Consider the following 18,130-nt stretch of genomic DNA (forward strand, 5'->3'; position numbering starts at 1 on the left):
ACTTCAAGGAGAAAAATATGAAAGCGATCGTGATTGGTGGCGGTATTGGCGGAGCATGTGCGGCGATTGCGCTCAAGCGTTTTGGCATCGAAACGGCGGTATACGAGGCGGTGAAAGAGATCAAACCGGTGGGCGCGGCGATTTCTATCTGGCCGAACGGCGTGAAATGTCTTAATTATCTCGGGATGAAAGAACCATTGCGCAAGCTGGGCGGGCAGATGCGTTTTATGGCCTACAAAGATTATCAGCAGGGCCAGACGATGACGCGCTTCTCGATGGATCCGCTGATTCAGAGCGTCGGTGAGCAGCCGTATCCGGTGGCGCGCGCGGAGCTTCAGTCGATGCTGCTCGATACCTATGGCCGCGACGAGGTGCAGTTTGGCAAACGCGTTACGCACGTTGAGGAATCCGCAGACAGCGTCACTGCCTGGTTTGACGATGGGTCATCAGCGACAGGCGATGTGCTGATTGCCGCCGATGGCACGCATTCTGTGATCCGTCAGCACGTTCTGGGCTACGCCACCGAGCGCCGTTATGCCGGTTACGTTAACTGGAACGGGCTGGTGGAAATTGATGAAAGTATCGCGCCTGCCGATCAGTGGACGACGTTCGTCGGCGAAGGCAAACGCGTTTCGCTGATGCCGGTAAGCGACAACCGTTTCTACTTTTTCTTTGACGTTCCGCTGCCCAAAGGCCTGCCGGAAGATCGCGCCACGGTGCGCGACGATTTACAGCGCTACTTTGCAGGCTGGGCAGAACCGGTGCAGAAACTCATCAGCCTGATTAATCCTGACACCACCAACCGGATTGAAATCCACGATATCGAACCGTTTATGCAACTGGTGAAAGGGCGGATTGCGCTGCTGGGCGACTCCGGCCACAGCACGACGCCAGATATCGGACAGGGCGGCTGCGCGGCAATGGAAGACGCCGTGGTGCTGGCCAATGTGTTGCAAACCAACTCGTTAGGTATTGAAGACGCACTGCTGCGCTATCAGGAAAAGCGGGCGTATCGCGTGAAAGATCTGGTGCTGAAAGCACGTAAGCGCTGCGACGTGACGCACGGTAAAGACATGGCGGTCACCGGCCAGTGGTATGAGGATCTAAAAACAGAAACCGGCGAACGTATTCTTTCCGGCATGTGCGAAACCATTCTGGGTGGCCCGCTGGAATGACCTGACGCCGGACGTTGTTGTCCGTTTTTTCAGAAACAGACTTTTACATATCCTTAAAGTTTCCTGTGGTTTTGCCGAAAATAGCATCAGAAGGATCAGGGTATCCTCTGGCGCTATGGCGCAAAACAAGGGAACTATCAGGATGACAATCATTTCTGCGACAGGCAATCAGTCAGCCACTACGCTGCTGGCCGCCACCAAAACCACGGCAACCGTGACCGCCGTTGCCAGCCAGCAAGCGGCGGCGACGCAATCGACTTCTGTTACGATCGGGCAGGCGACCAGCAGCACGCCGGTTTACGCCATCACCAAACCGGCGCTGGTGTGGGAAAATGCATCTGCCGATCTTATCTCGTCGAAGCTGGCGGGAAATTTCAGTTCTGCGGGCAATGCAGCGCGTTTTGCCGGGCTGGGTGCGGCGCTGCTGGAGCGCTTTACCACGGATGCGGGCAGTTATTCGCAATCTGTCTTAAAGCAGACGGCGGGTCCGGCTTCCTCCGTCAGCAGCGCGCAATCGCAACTTCATACCAAAGCGGATAACCAGATCACCCTGAGCGTAAAAACGGCCAGCGGTGCGCTGGTGGATATTACGCTGGGCAGCGATGCCGACGGTCTGGGCGTGCAGGTGAACGTCACCAAAGGCACGCTCAGTGATGCCGATCGCACGGCGCTGGCCGGCCTGGCCGACGGTTTTCAGAAAGCCATCGACGGGCTGACCGCGCAACCGCCAAAGCTTGATCTGAGCGGGTTAACAAAATTCGATACCTCAGTGCTGTCTTCCGTTGATTTGCATGCCACGCTGGGCACCAAAAACAACGTTCAGACACTGGATTTCCACGCCGACGCCAGCACGCGTTCGGTGAAATCTACCGGCGAGCTGGGCACGGTGGATATCAGCGTGGACATGAGTAAACGCGCGCTTCTCGGTACCGACTCACAGCAGAAACAGGCGCTGAATCAGTATCTGAAACAGTTCAGCAGTGCGGGAACGCGGGGCAATGCCGACTCTTCGCTGATGGACATGTTCAAAGACGCATTTACCGCGCTTAACAGCAATTACGGCGCGTCGGCGACTACGTACAAAAGCAGCGGACCAGAACCGGTTCACTTCTCGCTGACCAAAACCGACAAAAACATGATGTCCGGGCTGGCCGATTTCACGGCGTCAGTCACGCAGACGCCAACGGATAAAACCAACCCGATGCGCCCTGACGAAGTGGATACTTTCTCTTATCAGGTTTCGCAGGCCAGTACGATCACCGGCGACAGCACGCAGAACCGCAATATCACGCAAAAGCAGCAGTCGCATCTGGTCGCGAGCTTCCACCAGTCACTAACGCCGGGGCTGAAGCTGAATCTGACCAGTGACCGGGATTCGCAGAATTATCTCTACTATCAGATTGATGACAAAGCCGAAAGCACGACGTCGGTGCAGTACCACAAAGGGGCGCTGGTGAGCGCGTCTGTGGATCAGTCGGCCAGCACCTCAACGCATATTCAGAAGTATGTGAAAGGCTGGCTGGAATCCGACACAACGACGCCGGTGGAAACATCAAAAACCACGGATTTGCTCGGCAAGCTGCAATCCGCATGGCAAAACGATGCGCCGCGCATGTCGTTCCGGGATTATCTGGCGCATCAGTCTCTGCCGGATCTCAGCGGTCTGGTATTGCTGGAATCGGACCCGGTGCAGCTGAAAAATACGCCGGCCTGAATCTGAGTCACTCAAAATAACAGCCTCGCAGGAGGCTGTTACGCTTTCTGCTTACATCTCAAATTTCGTTCCCTGCACGGTGATTTCTGCAAATTGCAGATGGTGCATGAACTCGCGCAAAATCAGCAACGTGGCCGCGAAATCATTGCCGTCCGGCAGCCCTTCAAAGTGCGCAGGACGTCCGTTAATCACCAGAGCCAGCCGGTCAAATGTCCGTTCGACGGCGTCGAGCGACAGCGTCATCACCTCGTTTTCTGCCACACCGGCAATGCGTGCCAGCGCGCGGATATCGTTGTCCGTGCTGAACAGCGCCGCGCCAGCGGGAATATCGTGCCGGATACGAATAATTTCATCTTCCACCACCATAATGGCAGTTTCCATTTCGTCCGGCGTGGGCGGCGTGTGGCGGAAATAGCCCACAGACGTCAGCTGTGAGCCCAGCGTCAGCGGCAAAATCTTGTCTTCAGCCGCGGAATTTCTGACGACAATTTGCGTCTCTTCGTGGCCGATATGCAGTAATACAGCGGGTGTGGTCATCGGTTTCTCCCAATCGATAGATTTCTAACATACTCCCGGCCAGCAGGATCAGGCAATCCTCAGGCAGTATTGGTCTATCTCCCTTTCACCCGCCGGTCTTAGCATGAAGACTCACAAACCGGAGGCATTCATGAAACAGATTAATCAAATCTATATTAACGGCGAGTTCGTCACCCCGCACGGCACCGAAGTGATGGACCTGATCAACCCGGTGACTGAACAGGTCGCGGCGCAGGTTCGTCTGGCCGATGAAACTGATACCCGCCAGGCGATTGCTGCCGCAAAAGCGGCTTACGTTGATTTCTCACGGACCAGCAAAGCGCAGCGCATTCAGTATTTACAGCAACTGCACGATGCTGTGCTGGCGCGCGCAGACGCGCTGGAAGCGGTGATGAGCGCCGAATATGGCGGCTCGCTGGCGATGGTGCGCGGCACCGTAGCGCGGGCGTCCGGCGCATTTTTGCAGGCGATAAAGCTGCTCAGCGAGTATGAATTTGTCCGCCAGATTGGCAGGGCGAAAGTGGTGATGGAACCGCTGGGCGTCGTCGGGTTGATCACGCCGTGGAACGCCAACTACGGTTTCATCTGCAACAAAATGGCGACCGCGCTGGCGGCGGGCAGCACCGTGGTGATCAAGCCCAGCGAGCTGAGCGCGGGCCAGACGCAGTTGCTGACAGAGTGCCTGCACGCCGCAGGTTTACCGGCGGGCGTATTTAATATTGTCACCGGACGCGGCGACGTGGTAGGCGCAGAAATTACCCGTCACCCTGATATCGCGAAAATCTCCTTTACCGGTTCGACGGCGGTGGGCAAAGCGATTGCCCGTGGCGCGGTGGACACCCTGAAACGCGTGACGCTGGAACTCGGCGGCAAATCGCCTAACATTCTTCTGCCGGATGCTGATCTCGAAAAAGCCATTCCGCTGGCGCTGGCGGTTGGCACGATGAATAACGGCCAGGCATGCATCGCCGGTACCCGCTTGCTGGTGCCGGAAGAACGGCTGGAAGAAGTGAAAGCGCATCTGGTGCGCGCGGTGGCGAACGTCAAAGTGGGCGACCCGCAGCAGGCGGATACGCAAATCGGCCCGCTGGTGACGGCAAAACAGTATGACCGCGTGCAGAATTATATCCGTCTCGGCGTTGAAGAAGGCGCGGAGCTGGTGTGCGGCGGCGAAGGGCGGCCGGACGGGTTGAGCCACGGTTATTTTGTGAAACCGACGGTGTTTGCGAACGTCACGCCGCAGATGACCATCGCCCGCGAAGAGATTTTCGGGCCGGTGATTTCGGTGCTGACCTACCGCAGCGTTGAGGAAGCGGTCAGCATGGCGAACGACACGGTTTATGGCTTGCAGGCTTATGTCAGCGGCGAAGATCGCCAGCAGGCGCGCAGCGTGGCGTCGCAAATTATCGCCGGGCGGGTGTTCGTCAACGGGATGTACGACGTGCCGGACGCGCCGTTTGGCGGCTTCAAACAGTCCGGTCTGGGCCGTGAATTTGGAACTTACGGGCTGGAAGCGTATCTTGAGCCGAAAACCCTGATCGACGATGAGTGAGGATGGTATGACCCCCCTGACGTCCCTGAGTGCGCGCGTTTTGCGCGCCTTTTCAGCCCTGCCGCCGGATGAAAATTCCTGTCCGACGGCGCTGCCGTGGCTGTCATTTATCCGTTTCACGCATCCGACGGCGCTCAATAAAGGCATGCTTTCTCCGTCGATGTGCCTGATTTTACAGGGCCAGAAAAAAGTGCTGATCGGCGCGGAGGTGGTGGAATACGGTGCGGGCAGTTATCTGCTTTCGGCGATTGATATGCCGGTTTCCGGGCAGGTGACGCAGGCGACGGAAGAGACGCCGTATCTGGGGATCCGTATCGATCTGGATCTGAAAGAAATGGCCGATCTGATGATCGACATGCAGCTCGATCCGCTCCCGGCTGCGCGATCCGGCGGCGTCACGTATGTGGCAAAATCCGATGACTGTCTGGCAGACGCCTTTTTGCGTCTGGTCGCCATGCTGAATATTCCGCAGGATTTACAGGCGCTCGGGCAACTGGTGAAAAAAGAGATTTTCTACCGGCTGATCACCGCACCGGAAGGCGGCCATTTTTATCAGCATTTGCTGTCGTATTATCAGGGGAAAGGCGTGAGCGAGGCGATTGTGTGGATCAAAGCCAATTTCGCGCACCCGCTGCGGATGGATGAACTGGCAAAAATTGTCGGAATGAGCGTCTCGAATCTGCATCACCGTTTCAAGGCGCTGACGGTCATGAGCCCGCTGCAATACCAGAAACAGATCCGTTTACTGGAAGCGCGCCGCCTGCTGCTGAGCGGCAATATCGACGCGGCGACCGCGGCATTTCGCGTGGGCTACGAAAGCCCGTCGCAGTTTAACCGGGAATACCGTCGCTCGTTTGGCGCGCCGCCGTTGCAGGATATCGGCCAGCTCAGACAGCAGGGTGTAACGCTGTAGTGTGCGGCGGGCTGCGCCGCGCAAACTCCTTCACCATCCAGTCAATAAACACCCGCACGCGGGGCGAAAGCTGACGGTTACGCGGATAAAGCAGCGCCACCGGCAACGCACCGACCGGGAAATCCGCCAGAATTTGCACCAGCGTGCCCTGCGCCAGATCGTCGGTTAATCCGTAATGCGGTACCTGCATAATGCCCATTCCGCGCCGCGCCGCTTCCTTCATACTTTCCGCACCGTTGACCGACAAACTGGTCGGCAACATCACTTCCCGCGCTTTCCCGTTCTGATGAAAAATCAGCGGCAACAGGCCGCCGGTCGCGCTTGAACGGTAGCCAATCATCCGGTGATTAACGAGATCGTCCGGCGTTTCCGGTATACCAAAACGCGCAAGATACGCCGGGCTGGCGCAGGTGATTTCCGACAGCGTTCCCAGCGGGCGCGCCACCATATCGCTGTCTTTCAGTTCGCCCGCGCGGATCACGCAGTCGATACCTTCACGAACCAGATCGACGAACCGGTCGCCTTCGCTCAGATAAAATTCGATCTCAGGATATTGCGCCAGAAAATCCGGCAGGCCGGGCAAAAGAAAATGCCGCGCCAGTGAACCGTGGACGTCCACCCGCAACAACCCTTTGGGCTGTGCACCGGCGAAATCCATCTCGGCATCTTCCACGTCGGCCAGAATGCGCAGACAGCGCTGATAATACGCCTCGCCGTCCAGCGTCGGGCTGACATGGCGGGTGGTGCGTTGCAGCAAACGAACCTTCAGCCGCACTTCGAGTTGCTTAATGGCGTCGGTCACCGTCGAACGTTTCAGGTTCAGATCCTGCGCGGCCTGCGTAAAACTGCGCAGCTCTACCACGCGGGTAAACAACCGCATACTGTCGAGTTTATCCATGATTGTTCGCCTTTTCCGGATAGTGATAACGAATATCGGGTAATTATCCGGCAGCGTCAATCCACTACTCTTTATCTGTCACCATACTTCAACAGACCCTGAGGAAAACATCATGACTTCTCCGACTCAAAATCCGACCCAAAATAAAGTCGCGCTGGTCACCGGCGCATCACGCGGTATCGGCGCGGCCATCGCGGAGCGCCTGGCGCTGGACGGTTTCACGGTTATCGTGAACTATTCACGCGGAGAGGCGCAAGCCGACGCGGTGGTGAGTAAAATTGAACAGGCAGGTGGAAAGGCCATCGCCGCGCAGGCCGATGTCAGTGATGGCGCCGCGGTCAGCCGTATGTTTGCAAGCGCACAGCAGGCCTTTGGCGGTGTGGATGTGCTGGTGAATAACGCCGGGATCATGACGCTTTCCTCTATCGCCGACACCGACGATGCGGCGTTCGACCGCCTGATCGACATCAACCTGAAAGGCACGTTTAATACCCTGCGTGAAGCGGCAAAACACCTTAACAACGGCGGACGCATTATCAATTTCTCCTCCACCGTGGTGGGTTTGTATCAGCCAACCTACGGCGTTTACGCTGCGACCAAAGCCGCCGTCGAAGCGCTGAGCCGCGTACTGACCAAAGAAATGCGTGGCCGCCAGATCACCGTCAACACCGTCGCACCCGGCCCGACGGCGACGGATTTGTTCCTCAACGGTAAATCCGATCAGCTTATTGAAAATATCGCCAAATCCGCCCCTCTCGAACGCCTCGGCCAGCCGGAAGACATCGCATCCGTCGTCTCCTTCCTCGCCGGCCCCGACGGCGCATGGGTCAACGGCCAGACGCTGAAAGTGAACGGGGGGATTATTTAGAGAGGCGGCTTTAAAGGCAGCACTAAAACCGGAAGGCCGCTCGCAAAAGTCTGCATGGGGAATACACCCGCAGACTTTTGGATGTATACTCTTTGTAGATACATGCGGCGAGGTAAGAAACATGCGAACTCAGGCAACATTACAGAAATGGGGTAACAGCATTGCGTTGCGCCTTTCAGGAAATTTGAAGTCAATTCCACAATTTGAGGAAGGCGATGTCGTTGACATCGAGGTTTCTGAAGAAGGGCTGCAAATTCGAAAAGCTAAAGGTAAAAAGCTAACTGAAGCCGAGCTTATATCAGGATTGGATGCTTATACTGCGCACGCTGATGAGATGGTGCAGCCTATAAGCAAGGAGCTTGGTTACTAATGTATATACCGAAACGTGGCGATATTTGTGAATTGGATTTTGCTTTGATTGAAGGGAAGCAACAGGGCAAATATCGCCCGGCGCTGATTTTGTCTCATGAAACTTACAATCAGGTCACCGGGCTGGTGATTTGCATGCCTGTCAGTACCAGTGTCAGAGGTGCGCCGACCGAGGTGCCGGTGAATAACCTGAGCTCGCCGTGCGTGGTGGCGACAACGCTTATCCACACGATGGACTGGCGTCAGCGGCAGGCTAAATTCATCGCCGTTGCTGAAGACGGTGTCTTTAACGATGTACTTGCCCGAATTATCCCGCTGATTGGTGGCGAGAGTTTACTGGCCTGAAGGTTATCTTCCCGGCCAGTCATAAGGGGGGGAACTGTATTCTGAAACCCTACTCCCCCAAAAACTTCACCGTGTCTTTTGCTCTTGTATCGACGTGCAGCGTGAAGACGTCGGGGCGGGCGTAGTGGCCGACGGGGTCGAAGTCGTAGCGGGCGCCGACCAGATCGTCGGTGTTGATTTCTGCGGTCAGCAATCCGGTTTCACCGGTCAGCGGTCCGGCGAGAATATCGCCCAGCGGGCTGACGATAACGGAGCCGCCGTTAATCAGCGGGCGATCTTCCGGCCAGCTTTCGACTTCAATTCCCAGCGCTTTGGGTGACGGCTGAACCTGACAGGCGCTGACCACAAACATGCGGCCTTCGTGCGCAATATGGCGCATGGAGCATTGCCAGATTTCCCGTTCATCCACCGTCGGCGCGCACCAGATTTCCACCCCTTTGCCATACATCGCCATACGCAGCAGCGGCATGTGATTTTCCCAGCAGATGGCGCTGCCGAGGCGGCCTGCGCGGGCGCTGACCACCGGCAACGTTGAGCCATCGCCTTGTCCCCAGATCAGTCTTTCGGTGGCGGTCGGCATCAGCTTTCGGTGTTTCGCGACCAGGCCGCGTTCCGGTTCGATGAACAGCGAGGAACAGTAGAGCGTTGAACCGCTGCGTTCGATTACGCCAATCACAATGCTCGCACCGGTGCGTGTCGCCATTTCAGCCAGCGCATCGGTTTCCGCGCCGGGCACGTCAATCGCGTTGTGAAAATAGCGGGCAAACGCCTCGCGGCCTTCCGGCAGGCGATATCCCAGGCGTGTGCCGAAAATTTCCCCTTTCGGATAGCCGCCGAGCAGCGCTTCCGGCATCACCACCAGTGAAGCGCCGGAGGCCGTGATTTTTTCTTCCCACGACAGGATATTTTGCAGGGTGTCGGCTTTACCCGACGGCGAAGAACCGATTTGCAGTGCGGCAACAATGGAAGCAGGCATAGATTACTCTCGACTCAGAAAGGAGGAATTTCTATTCTGGGTAAATTCCGACATTAATCCACCGGGCCTGACTGATGAGTGATATTCGCCAGATTCATATCGAAGAGTGGGATCTCAACCTGCTGAAAGTCTTTGAAGCGTTACATGAGGAAGGCAGCGCCAGCCGGGCGGCGGTACGTCTCGGGCTGACGCAATCGGCGGCCAGCGCGGCGCTCGGGCGTTTACGGCGTTTGTACGACGATCATCTTTTCGTCCGCACCGGGCGCGGCCTTGCGCCGACGCTGCGCGCCAATGAGCTGAAACCGATTATCAGTGAAGCGCTGGATAAGTGCCGCCAGAGTCTCACGCTGGTTTCCGGCGATCGCGCCGGTTTTGCCGGTCGTTCGCTGAGCCTCGGTTTGTCCGATGATTTTGAGCTGGCGGTCGGTAAGCAGATTATCGATCTGCTCGGGGAAGAGATGCCGGGCCTGCGGGTGGTGTTCCGCCAGACGCACAGCCGGATTGTGGAAGATATGCTGATGAACCGCGAGATTGATCTGGCGATTGCGTCGGGCGGTTTTACCTCGCCATCGCTGGGCAGCGTGAGCGCCGGAGAAGGGCAGTACGCCAGCCTGATGGACGTTCAGTTCGCGCCGGATTTCCTCACGCTGGAGGGTTTTATTCAGCGCCCGCATTTGCTGATTTCCTCCGGGGGATTTATCGGCATGGTGGATGAAGTGCTGATGGCGAAAGGGCTGAAGCGGCAGGTGAAAGCGTCCACCACGCATTTCGCCGCGTTGCCGTATTTGCTGCTGGGCAGCGATGCGGTCGCCACGATCCCGTTGCATGCTGCACGACGGCTGGCGGCGTTCCATCCTTTACGTTTGCTGGAAACACCGCTGGAAATGCCCGCTTATGCGGTGAATCTTGGCTGGCGGCGCGACGGCCTGCGGGACCCGGCTATCGCGCAAATGAAAGAAGTGGTGAGCCGGATCCTCAGGCAGTTCGACTGGCAGGCATCTTAGCCGGTTAAGGCCGATTTCCGGCGAAAAATCTCCAGCCAGGCCGGTCGGCAGAACATCACCAGATTCCCCAGCAGGATCAGCACCAGCCCGATGACGGCGTTGGTATGCCACTGATAACCCTCATAGAACGTGGAAACTGTCAGTGCGACCAGCGGAAACAGCAGCGTGCTGTAAGCCGCCTGACTCGCGCCGATGCGTCCGACCAGCGTGAAATACATGCCAAAGGCCAGCACCGAGCCAAATACCGAAAGGTAAACCAGCGAACCGATGTATTGCGGCCTCAGGTCGATGGTGAAGGACGCGCCCTGAACCAGACTCAGCGCACCCATCACCGCCGTACCGTAAAACATCGCGTAGGTATTAGTGGAAAGTACGTCCAGACCGTGGCGCTGATGGCGCGAGCTGATCATATTACCGAGCGAGAAGCCGTAAGTGCCGAGCAGGCTGAGGCCGATGCCTTTGAGTAATTCCGGTGCGATATGAGCTGCGCTCAGGTCGTGCCAGAACAGGGTCACAATGCCCGCCAGCCCGAGAAGGGAGGCGGGAATGACCGCCGGAGCCAGTTTCTGGCGAAAGAACAGCATCCCGTTGAAGGCGTTAAATAATACCGCCATCGAGAAAATGACCGATTCCAGCCCGCTGGTGATGTACGCGGCGGCGTGGTAGAAACAGTAAAAGTTGAAGCAAAAAACACAGCATCCCTGCACCATGCAAAACAGATGATCTTTCAGCGCCAGACGGCGTAAACGGCGCGCGGCCAGCAGCGCCACCAGCATAATCACGGCGGAAAGCAGGAAGCGGTAAAAAATCGAAACCGTCACCGGCACAGTGCCCTGTTGCAGGTAAATAGCAAACCAGGTGGTGCCCCAGATAATAATCACCGAGATATACAAAAACACATTCATGGACTTCTCTCACGCAAAGTATTGATTGAACGAGATTCTGACGAAATACGGCGAGGCGGGATTTCAGCGGCTTGCGGTGAGTTGCATATTCTTGCGCATTTTTTGCGGTTCAGTGGCAGCAAAATCTGGCTCAACCTGTGCCTGAAAACGTAAACTGAATCTCCTCTTTCCTCCACACGGTGCACATCATGGCGAAGGTTTATCAGGCTTTCGAAACGCTGCGTAAGCACAAAGCGGTTCTGCACGACAGTGTGGCGCTGGGCGGCGGCATTCAGCTGGCGGCCTGGTCGAACAAAAACGACATCGTGACGCAGGAAAGCCCGGACCATCACACGCTGAGTCTTTACGTCGCCGACGGTTATGAGTGTTATCACAAAACCCGCGGCGGCTGGCGTAACGGCGGCGGGCCGGACCGTTTTTGCCTGATGCCAAAACACAGTATGTCGAGCTGGGATGTGCGCGACGATTTGTCGTTTGTGCATCTGTATTGTTCTGACGATCATCTGCGACATCTGGTGGAGCAAACGTGGGATCGCAGCCCGGCGTCGATTCAGGTGGAAGAGCGCACGTTTGAGGAAGATCCGCAGATTACGTTGCTGTATCGCCACTTTTTGCTCAGCAGCCAGTGGCAGGAAAACAGCAATCAGCTGATGCTGAGCAGTGCGGCAAATCTGCTGATGGCGCATCTGGTCAAAAATTACACCCATCTGCAATGGGCGCTGCCGGTAGTGCGCGGCGGACTCGCGCCGTACATTCTCAACCGTGTAAAAGACTATATCCACGCGCATCTGGCGGAGCCGTTATTGCTGCCGGAACTGGCGCGGCTGGCGGAACTCAGCGAGTTTCATTTTGCCCGCATGTTCAAGCTCAGCATGGGCATGGCGCCGCACCAGTATGTGATGAATGCGCGGCTGATTCAGGCGGAAAATCTGTTAAAGAACAGTACACTGGACATCACTTCCATTGCGCTGGAATGCGGATTCAGCTCCGCCAGCCATTTCAGTAACCGCTTTAAATCGGTGCGCGGTTTGACGCCTTCGGCGCTGCGCAGCGGCATTATTGTCTGATTTCCTTTTCCGGCTAAAAACCCCTCTTTCCGACCGAACAATTCCAATGCTAAGTTAATGGCCATCGGAACAAATCAGAAAAACTCAAAGGAAAATTATGCTGACTCAGGCACCCGTTCTTGAAACCGAACGTTTGATTTTGCGCGGCCATCGCGTGGAAGATTTCGACGATATCGCCGCGCAGTGGGCCGATCCGGCCGTTGTGAAATATATCGGCGGCATGCCGTCCACCCGCGAGGCCAGCTGGAGCCGTTTGCTGCGTTATCCCGGCCACTGGCAGATGCTCGGTTTTGGCTACTGGATTGTGTTTGAAAAGCACAACGGTGCGGAAGGGGCGTTTGTCGGGGAAATTGGTCTGGCAGATTATCAGCGCGATATCACGCCATCGCTGAACGGTATGGCGGAAATGGGCTGGGTGGTTTCGCCAAAATTTCACGGCAAAGGCTATGCTTCTGAGGCCGCGCAGGCGGTACTGAACTGGGCCGGTTCCAGTCTTGATCGCCAGCTGTGCTGCATTATCGAGCCGGAACATCAGGCGTCAATCCGGCTGGCGGAGAAGTGCGGTTTTGTCGCGCAAACGGACACGACATATCACGGTGCAAAAACGCGGATTTTTATCCGCCGTTAATCGTTTCCACATTGAGGGGAAGTCATGCTGAAAATTCTGGGTAAATCGCCGTCAATCAATGTGCGTAAAGTCTTGTGGACCTGCTTTGAGCTGGGGCTGGAATTCGAACAGGAGCAGTTTGGCTCGGGATTTCAGTCCACGCAGACACCGGAATTTAAAGCGCTGAACCCGAATGCGATGGTGCCGGTGGTGCTCGACGGTGAGTTTGTGTTGTGGGAATCCAACGTGATTTGCCGTTATCTGGCTGCGCGGGAAGGGCGTGAGGATTTGCTGTCGTCCGACCCGAAGCGCCGTGCGCTGACGGAACAGTGGATGGACTGGCAGGCGGGCGAGCTGAATAATTCGTGGCGTTATGCGTTTCCGGCGCTGGCGCGCAACAGCCCGCAGCATCAGGATCCGGCACTGATTGATGCCGGTGTCAGCGAGTGGAACCGCCACATGCAAATGCTCGAAGAACAATTGCAGCGCAGCGGTGATTACGTGCTGGGTGATAATTTTACGCTGGCAGATATTCCGCTCGGGCTGGCGGTAAACCGCTGGTCGATGACGCCGATGTCGCGCCCGGCTTTGCCTGCGGTGGCCGCCTATTATGACCGTTTAAACCAGCGTGAAGGTTTCCGGCTTTATGGAAGAAACGGCCTGGTCTGAACCGCTCACACCATGAAAAATACGACGCCGCAATGTCCTTCGCGGCGTCGTTGTATTTTAAACCGTCCCCTTTATCTTTCGGGCAGAGATAAAAGATAAAGGGCCGTTTGATGACTCAAACAGACGCATCGGTTTATTTAAAATCAACCCTCATCAGTTCAGATATTGTCTGACCGCGGGTGGAAGAAACACATTTATCAATATAACTTTTGAAGGCGGCGGGTTTAGGAATGCCCATATTCAGCAAACGCGAATTATCAAACTTCACATTTAATTGCGCAAAGCCGCCGTAAAGTTTAATCGCACGCAAAATTATCTTGTCATTACACGGGCCGAGCACGTCTTTAAACTGTTTACGGATCCCGGTAAATTCCTGATAACTGATCTGCTGATATTCACTGATTATGCGCGATGTATTATTGGCTTTTGCCACAGATGTATCTATTTCATGGAATGGCGTACACATTTCTTCACCGGAAGAAATATGATAGAAACTGTGGTTCAGTTCAGCCGCAAGGCACAATTTCACCAGCACCATGGCGCAATAATCAACCGGAATAACATCTACCTGATCGTCGAGCGTACAGGTAAATTTCTTCAGTTTAATCGCCATCATGAAGACCCAGAAAATGCTGCTCGACGGCTGACAGCCATACTGCGTGTGACCCACAATGATTGACGGACGGGCGACCACAAACGGCAGGTTCGGGCATTCAGTGCGAACCAGGTTTTCGATGGCACGCTTGGAAGCCGTGTACTGCACCAGATCTTCGTTGTGTTCGTTGTCCGGCATACCTTCGTAGAAGACGCTGTCTTTGTCCGGCATGGACGCCATCGCGGTGCCGACGTGGACAAAGCGTTGCAGGCCTTTGACCTGCGCCATACGTTTGGCGAAAATCAGTGAACCTTCAACGTTGACTCGCCACATCGCCGGATTATTACCGAATGACGCAATCGCAGCGCAATTAATAACATGCGTGACATTATCCAGGCGCGGATCCTGAATAAAGTTCTCAGGTTCAGAAAGGTCGCCGGTTAATATTGATTGCTCATTAATTGCGGCAAGTTGTTCATCCGACAATTCAAACTTTCTCAAATTATCGATAATTCTGGCGAGTCCCGTCGCATTATCGTCAGCCCTGACTAAAAGTAATAATTGGTTTTTAGAACTTAATTGTTGACGAAGAATATATTCAACAACCGCTCCGCCCACGAAACCTGTAGCGCCGGTAATTAAAATGGTGTTCATAACGATGACCTGCAACGGGAAATTAACGGCACAGTATCACCCCTATTCTAAACGGAACGTATACCAGATTTTGCCGCAAGTAAACGCAACCTCAACAGCACGAAAAGCTTAAAATATTAAAAAAGTTCCGTTGTCATGAAAATTAAATAATCGGGCATCATTACTTACAATGGGAAATAATTATCAGGTGTGAATAAAATAATTAAGTCAAATTAACGCGGGGTGTTTATGCGATATCGGCGGGCGCCGGAGGGCATTTTCATCGCAGAATGAGAAGAACCTGTGCGCAGAAAGTATCCACTCCTGCGCCACTACGTTAAACTGTAGCCTTGAGTATAGTGAGAAAGAAGGATTAAGAAAGGATGACGCGAACGGCGTGTCTGGTGTGTAATGCAGGGAATATTGCGCAGGTCATTCCCTCATGCGCTGAAATAAGGTACAAGGCTGCATGAAAATCCCAAATAGAATCCAACCTCTGGTGGATGACGGCCTGATCGACGATGTGGTCCGTCGTTTGAAGAGTGGCAAAGAAGCCGACGTGTACACCGTTTTATGCGGTGAAGAGATTCGTTGCGCCAAAGTTTATAAAGAAGCCACACAGCGTAGCTTCAAGCAGGCCGTGCAGTATCAGGAAGGCCGAAAAGTCCGGAACACCCGCAACGCGCGTGCGATGCAAAAAGGGTCAAAGTTCGGGCGCAAGCAGCAGGAAGAATCCTGGCAAACGGCAGAAGTGGATGCGCTGTTCCGTCTGGCAAACGCCGGGGTACGCGTGCCGCAGCCTTACATTTGTCTGGATGGCGTGTTGCTGATGGAGCTTATCACTGACGCTGACGGCGTGGTCGCGCCGCGTCTGAGCGACGTTATCCTGACCGAAAAAGAAGCCGTGGCGGATTTCGAAACCATGATCCGCAATATCGTGCGCATGCTGTGCGCGGGTATCGTTCACGGGGATTTGTCAGAGTTTAACGTGCTGATGGATGCCGACGGGCCGGTGATTATCGATCTGCCGCAGGCCGTGGACGCCGCTGCGAACAATCATGCCGAATCGATGTTTGAGCGCGATGTGAATAACATGACCGAATATTATGGTCAGTTCGCGCCGCAGCTGCTGGAAACGCGTTATGCGAAAGAAATCTGGGCGTTATATGAAGACGGCAAACTGACGCCGGAAACGCCTCTGACCGGTCAGTTCGCCGAAGATACGCATAAAGCGGATGTGGATTCCCTGCTCGATGAAATCATCGCCGCTGAAGATGAATATTACGATCGTCAGCGCGCAATGAAAGAACGGGATATGGACCACTAACCGGCGGTTATTCCTGCATCACCGAATGTTTTCCGCAAAAACCGGCATTCTGCAAAATGTGCTGGCCGGTTTCTGAAAGAATAAATTCTGCCAGCGGTTTGCCCTTTTCTGTACACGTCGCGAGCGCATAGCGCGCCCGCACGTTGTAATCTGCCGGAACGTTGAACACTTCCAGCGCATCATTTTCCCGTAACAACGCCGCGTAGCTGGTGTAGCCGATAAAGACATCGGCCTGACCGCTGCAAATCAGCCATTCTGCCGCCAGTTTGCCCTCCGGGACTTTGGCCGATTTCGCGCCACCGACCAGCCGCAGCGCTTTATTACGCAAAGCCTCGCCCGCGCCCGGATGACGCCGCTCAATCAGCTCAAACATCTGCCAGGTGTAATCGCCGGAAGGATCGCTTTGCGGCGTCGAGGTCGCCAGACGAAAACGCGAGTCGAGCAACACATTCAGCCAGTTCAGTTTTTCCAGCTCCGGCCCTTTGCGCGCCGTCACGCACAGGCTGTTTCCGCAGAAAACGTCCACTTCCAGCGCCTTGCCGTGTTGCTGCAACGCCAGCGGATGCGCGGTATTGGCCGAGGCGAATAAGTCGACTTTTTCGCCCTGTTCAATTCTTTCGCGCAGCAGCCCGGCGGGGCCGAATTCGGTCACCACCTTGCCGCCGGTTTTATCCTGAAAAGCCTCACACAGCGGTGCCCATGCGCGGCGCAGGCTACCTGCGGCCAGCACTTTGATCGAGTTTGTCATCAGAGCTCCTTGTCACATTACCCCAAAAAAGTACGGCACCGGGATGAGGTTATTTCCCCGCGTGCGTCGCTTCTGCGGCAGGTTTGAAGTCTGTCCGGTAGAAGCGCTGATAATAAGCGTCAGCCTGTTTTTGCATATCGATGTCAGCGAATTTTTGCGGATACAGTTTTTTCGCCATCCACAATTCACCAATCGCCAGCGCTTCAGGCATCGGGTAGCCCCAGGCTTTGGCGTATTCCGGCATCAGATAAACGCGGTGATTTTTGACCGCATCAATGCTCTGCCATTTCGGGTCATGGTTGATCTGACCGACGACTTCCGGATACCTGTCCTGCACGAAGATCACCTGCGGATCCCAGGCAATCACCTGCTCCAGCGAAACCTGTTTGTAGCCTTTTACGGTCGCGGCGGCCACGTTGAGCGCGCCGGCATGGGACATCATCAGTCCGGTATATTTGCCGGAACCGTAAGTGGTCAGGTCAGGATTGGCCATATAAGTGCGAATGCGCTGGTCAGCCGGAACGCTTTTCAGCCGCGTGCCGGTTAACTGGCGCTGAGCAAAAGTATAGTCGATCAATGACTGCGCCTGTTTCTGGCGGTTGACCACTTCCCCGATCAGCTGGATCCCTTTCTTCAAACCTTCGGTATACGCCTGATCTTCATCCGGCAGCACCGGATTCATCTTATGTTCCTCACCTTTCGGATCATCACGCAAAGAAACGGCGACGACCGCAATGCCGGTCTGGCTGATCTGGTCGATCATTTCCTGCGGCGCATAGTTGGTGACGAATACCACCTGCGGATGCAGGGCGACTACGCTTTCCAGGTTCACGCTGGTTAAATCGCCTACTACCGGCGTTTTTTCCAGAGATGGCGCGAGGCGAACATAACCGCTGCCCAACTGCTGTTGCCAGTTGTTGAGCACGCCGACGATATCTGAGGTCGCATCAAGCTGAACCAGAAGATTGAGCGTCTGGTGTTGCAGCACAACCACGCGGTCAACCTGATCGGGGATCGTCACCTGACGCCCGAGCTGGTCGGTGATCTGACGTGAGGCCAGAGCGGATTGCGACGAGAAGCTCAGGGCAAGGCCGAGCAGTAAAGCGGATGGCAGTAATTGGGATGAAAATGCGCGCACGAAGGAATTCCTCTGTTTTCGTTGTGCAGAGGATTATATAGCGTTAATAAAGAACTGAATATGACCACAGACAAAGCCGCTTTCAGAAAC

19 protein-coding genes are annotated in these 18,130 nt (G+C 55.3%); 12 read left to right on the forward strand and 7 right to left on the reverse strand.

Annotated elements, in window-relative coordinates:
* The first annotated feature begins 17 nt into the window (after positions 1-17).
* Together hpxO and IV433_RS24440 are read left to right on the forward strand one after the other, a co-directional pair.
* On the forward strand, positions 18-1,175 hold the full coding sequence (gene hpxO, locus IV433_RS24435) for an FAD-dependent urate hydroxylase HpxO (RefSeq protein WP_195816313.1): 1,158 nt from the start codon (positions 18-20) through the stop codon (positions 1,173-1,175).
* Positions 1,176-1,317: 142 nt separating this feature from the next.
* Positions 1,318-2,889, forward strand: coding sequence for a hypothetical protein (locus tag IV433_RS24440; protein WP_195816312.1), 1,572 nt, complete (start codon positions 1,318-1,320; stop codon positions 2,887-2,889).
* A gap of 51 nt (positions 2,890-2,940) precedes the next feature.
* Here the strand turns inward: IV433_RS24440 and IV433_RS24445 are convergent, their stop codons facing one another.
* Complete coding sequence (locus tag IV433_RS24445; protein WP_165061269.1) at positions 2,941-3,426, reverse strand: hypothetical protein; 486 nt, start codon at positions 3,424-3,426, stop codon at positions 2,941-2,943.
* A gap of 130 nt (positions 3,427-3,556) precedes the next feature.
* Here IV433_RS24445 and IV433_RS24450 point away from each other — a divergent pair, with 130 nt between their 5' ends.
* Together IV433_RS24450 and IV433_RS24455 are read left to right on the forward strand one after the other, a co-directional pair.
* Positions 3,557-4,978 (forward strand): aldehyde dehydrogenase family protein, encoded by a 1,422-nt coding sequence (locus IV433_RS24450; RefSeq protein ID WP_195816311.1) that lies wholly within the window; start codon positions 3,557-3,559, stop codon positions 4,976-4,978.
* Between the two features lie 7 nt (positions 4,979-4,985).
* Positions 4,986-5,891, forward strand: a complete 906-nt coding sequence (locus IV433_RS24455) for an AraC family transcriptional regulator (RefSeq protein WP_229893699.1) — start codon at positions 4,986-4,988, stop codon at positions 5,889-5,891.
* Here the strand turns inward: IV433_RS24455 and IV433_RS24460 are convergent.
* Complete coding sequence (locus tag IV433_RS24460) at positions 5,866-6,789, reverse strand: LysR family transcriptional regulator (protein ID WP_195816309.1); 924 nt, start codon at positions 6,787-6,789, stop codon at positions 5,866-5,868. The two genes, IV433_RS24455 and IV433_RS24460, sit on opposite strands and share 26 nt — an antisense overlap.
* 112 nt (positions 6,790-6,901) lie before the next feature.
* Here IV433_RS24460 and IV433_RS24465 point away from each other — a divergent pair, with 112 nt between their 5' ends.
* The 3 genes from IV433_RS24465 to IV433_RS24475 all read left to right on the forward strand — a co-directional run bounded on the left by IV433_RS24465 (position 6,902) and on the right by IV433_RS24475 (position 8,371).
* On the forward strand, positions 6,902-7,657 hold the full coding sequence (locus tag IV433_RS24465; protein ID WP_195816308.1) for an SDR family oxidoreductase: 756 nt from the start codon (positions 6,902-6,904) through the stop codon (positions 7,655-7,657).
* 121 nt (positions 7,658-7,778) lie between these two features.
* Entirely contained in the window at positions 7,779-8,027 is a 249-nt protein-coding gene (locus IV433_RS24470) for an AbrB/MazE/SpoVT family DNA-binding domain-containing protein (protein ID WP_195816307.1), read from the forward strand.
* Positions 8,027-8,371 (forward strand): type II toxin-antitoxin system PemK/MazF family toxin, encoded by a 345-nt coding sequence (locus IV433_RS24475; RefSeq protein ID WP_195816306.1) that lies wholly within the window; start codon positions 8,027-8,029, stop codon positions 8,369-8,371. Before IV433_RS24470 ends, IV433_RS24475 begins: the two co-directional genes overlap by 1 nt.
* A 49-nt stretch (positions 8,372-8,420) precedes the next feature.
* On the opposite strand, the gene IV433_RS24480 is transcribed toward IV433_RS24475, so the two are convergent.
* Positions 8,421-9,347: a carbon-nitrogen hydrolase family protein gene (locus tag IV433_RS24480; RefSeq protein WP_195816305.1), complete on the reverse strand. Its 927-nt coding sequence runs from the start codon at positions 9,345-9,347 to the stop codon at positions 8,421-8,423.
* A gap of 74 nt (positions 9,348-9,421) precedes the next feature.
* Between IV433_RS24480 and IV433_RS24485 the strand changes: the two genes are divergently transcribed.
* The gene (locus IV433_RS24485) at positions 9,422-10,351 is read left to right on the forward strand and encodes a LysR substrate-binding domain-containing protein (RefSeq protein ID WP_195816304.1); all 930 of its coding nucleotides are present in this window, start codon (positions 9,422-9,424) and stop codon (positions 10,349-10,351) included.
* Here the strand turns inward: IV433_RS24485 and IV433_RS24490 are convergent.
* Positions 10,348-11,256 carry a DMT family transporter gene (locus IV433_RS24490; RefSeq protein ID WP_195816303.1) on the reverse strand — a complete coding sequence of 303 codons (909 nt, stop codon included), beginning with the start codon at positions 11,254-11,256 and terminating at the stop codon, positions 10,348-10,350. The two genes, IV433_RS24485 and IV433_RS24490, sit on opposite strands and share 4 nt — an antisense overlap.
* A 188-nt stretch (positions 11,257-11,444) precedes the next feature.
* Between IV433_RS24490 and IV433_RS24495 the strand changes: the two genes are divergently transcribed.
* The 3 genes from IV433_RS24495 to IV433_RS24505 all read left to right on the forward strand — a co-directional run bounded on the left by IV433_RS24495 (position 11,445) and on the right by IV433_RS24505 (position 13,599).
* Positions 11,445-12,323, forward strand: coding sequence for a helix-turn-helix transcriptional regulator (locus tag IV433_RS24495; RefSeq protein ID WP_195816302.1), 879 nt, complete (start codon positions 11,445-11,447; stop codon positions 12,321-12,323).
* 97 nt (positions 12,324-12,420) lie between these two features.
* The gene (locus IV433_RS24500) at positions 12,421-12,951 is read left to right on the forward strand and encodes a GNAT family N-acetyltransferase (protein WP_195816301.1); all 531 of its coding nucleotides are present in this window, start codon (positions 12,421-12,423) and stop codon (positions 12,949-12,951) included.
* Between the two features lie 24 nt (positions 12,952-12,975).
* Positions 12,976-13,599, forward strand: coding sequence for a glutathione S-transferase family protein (locus tag IV433_RS24505; RefSeq protein WP_165061287.1), 624 nt, complete (start codon positions 12,976-12,978; stop codon positions 13,597-13,599).
* 133 nt (positions 13,600-13,732) lie between these two features.
* Here the strand turns inward: IV433_RS24505 and IV433_RS24510 are convergent, their stop codons facing one another.
* Positions 13,733-14,848, reverse strand: coding sequence for an SDR family oxidoreductase (locus IV433_RS24510; protein WP_195816300.1), 1,116 nt, complete (start codon positions 14,846-14,848; stop codon positions 13,733-13,735).
* 448 nt (positions 14,849-15,296) lie between these two features.
* Here IV433_RS24510 and IV433_RS24515 point away from each other — a divergent pair, with 448 nt between their 5' ends.
* Entirely contained in the window at positions 15,297-16,154 is an 858-nt protein-coding gene (locus IV433_RS24515; protein ID WP_195816299.1) for a PA4780 family RIO1-like protein kinase, read from the forward strand.
* Positions 16,155-16,161: 7 nt separating this feature from the next.
* Here the strand turns inward: IV433_RS24515 and modA are convergent, their stop codons facing one another.
* Entirely contained in the window at positions 16,162-16,902 is a 741-nt protein-coding gene (gene modA, locus IV433_RS24520) for a molybdate ABC transporter substrate-binding protein (RefSeq protein WP_195816298.1), read from the reverse strand.
* A 49-nt stretch (positions 16,903-16,951) separates the two neighbouring features.
* On the reverse strand, positions 16,952-18,040 hold the full coding sequence (locus IV433_RS24525; RefSeq protein WP_195816297.1) for an ABC transporter substrate-binding protein: 1,089 nt from the start codon (positions 18,038-18,040) through the stop codon (positions 16,952-16,954).
* Between the last annotated feature and the right edge of the window lie 90 nt (positions 18,041-18,130).

The organism is Rahnella laticis (assembly GCF_015644585.1).
Taxonomy (GTDB): Bacteria; Pseudomonadota; Gammaproteobacteria; order Enterobacterales; family Enterobacteriaceae; genus Rahnella; species Rahnella laticis.

Excerpts from the sequence above, each read along its gene's own strand:
- hpxO (WP_195816313.1), top strand. The coding sequence starts at position 18 with ATGAAAGCGATCGTGATTGGTGGCGGTATTGGCGGAGCATGTGCGGCG.
- IV433_RS24440 (WP_195816312.1), top strand. The coding sequence starts at position 1,318 with ATGACAATCATTTCTGCGACAGGCAATCAGTCAGCCACTACGCTGCTG.
- IV433_RS24445 (WP_165061269.1), bottom strand. The coding sequence starts at position 3,426 with ATGACCACACCCGCTGTATTACTGCATATCGGCCACGAAGAGACGCAA.
- IV433_RS24450 (WP_195816311.1), top strand. The coding sequence starts at position 3,557 with ATGAAACAGATTAATCAAATCTATATTAACGGCGAGTTCGTCACCCCG.
- IV433_RS24455 (WP_229893699.1), top strand. The coding sequence starts at position 4,986 with ATGACCCCCCTGACGTCCCTGAGTGCGCGCGTTTTGCGCGCCTTTTCA.
- IV433_RS24460 (WP_195816309.1), bottom strand. The coding sequence starts at position 6,789 with ATGGATAAACTCGACAGTATGCGGTTGTTTACCCGCGTGGTAGAGCTG.
- IV433_RS24465 (WP_195816308.1), top strand. The coding sequence starts at position 6,902 with ATGACTTCTCCGACTCAAAATCCGACCCAAAATAAAGTCGCGCTGGTC.
- IV433_RS24470 (WP_195816307.1), top strand. The coding sequence starts at position 7,779 with ATGCGAACTCAGGCAACATTACAGAAATGGGGTAACAGCATTGCGTTG.
- IV433_RS24475 (WP_195816306.1), top strand. The coding sequence starts at position 8,027 with ATGTATATACCGAAACGTGGCGATATTTGTGAATTGGATTTTGCTTTG.
- IV433_RS24480 (WP_195816305.1), bottom strand. The coding sequence starts at position 9,347 with ATGCCTGCTTCCATTGTTGCCGCACTGCAAATCGGTTCTTCGCCGTCG.
- IV433_RS24485 (WP_195816304.1), top strand. The coding sequence starts at position 9,422 with ATGAGTGATATTCGCCAGATTCATATCGAAGAGTGGGATCTCAACCTG.
- IV433_RS24490 (WP_195816303.1), bottom strand. The coding sequence starts at position 11,256 with ATGAATGTGTTTTTGTATATCTCGGTGATTATTATCTGGGGCACCACC.
- IV433_RS24495 (WP_195816302.1), top strand. The coding sequence starts at position 11,445 with ATGGCGAAGGTTTATCAGGCTTTCGAAACGCTGCGTAAGCACAAAGCG.
- IV433_RS24500 (WP_195816301.1), top strand. The coding sequence starts at position 12,421 with ATGCTGACTCAGGCACCCGTTCTTGAAACCGAACGTTTGATTTTGCGC.
- IV433_RS24505 (WP_165061287.1), top strand. The coding sequence starts at position 12,976 with ATGCTGAAAATTCTGGGTAAATCGCCGTCAATCAATGTGCGTAAAGTC.
- IV433_RS24510 (WP_195816300.1), bottom strand. The coding sequence starts at position 14,848 with ATGAACACCATTTTAATTACCGGCGCTACAGGTTTCGTGGGCGGAGCG.
- IV433_RS24515 (WP_195816299.1), top strand. The coding sequence starts at position 15,297 with ATGAAAATCCCAAATAGAATCCAACCTCTGGTGGATGACGGCCTGATC.
- modA (WP_195816298.1), bottom strand. The coding sequence starts at position 16,902 with ATGACAAACTCGATCAAAGTGCTGGCCGCAGGTAGCCTGCGCCGCGCA.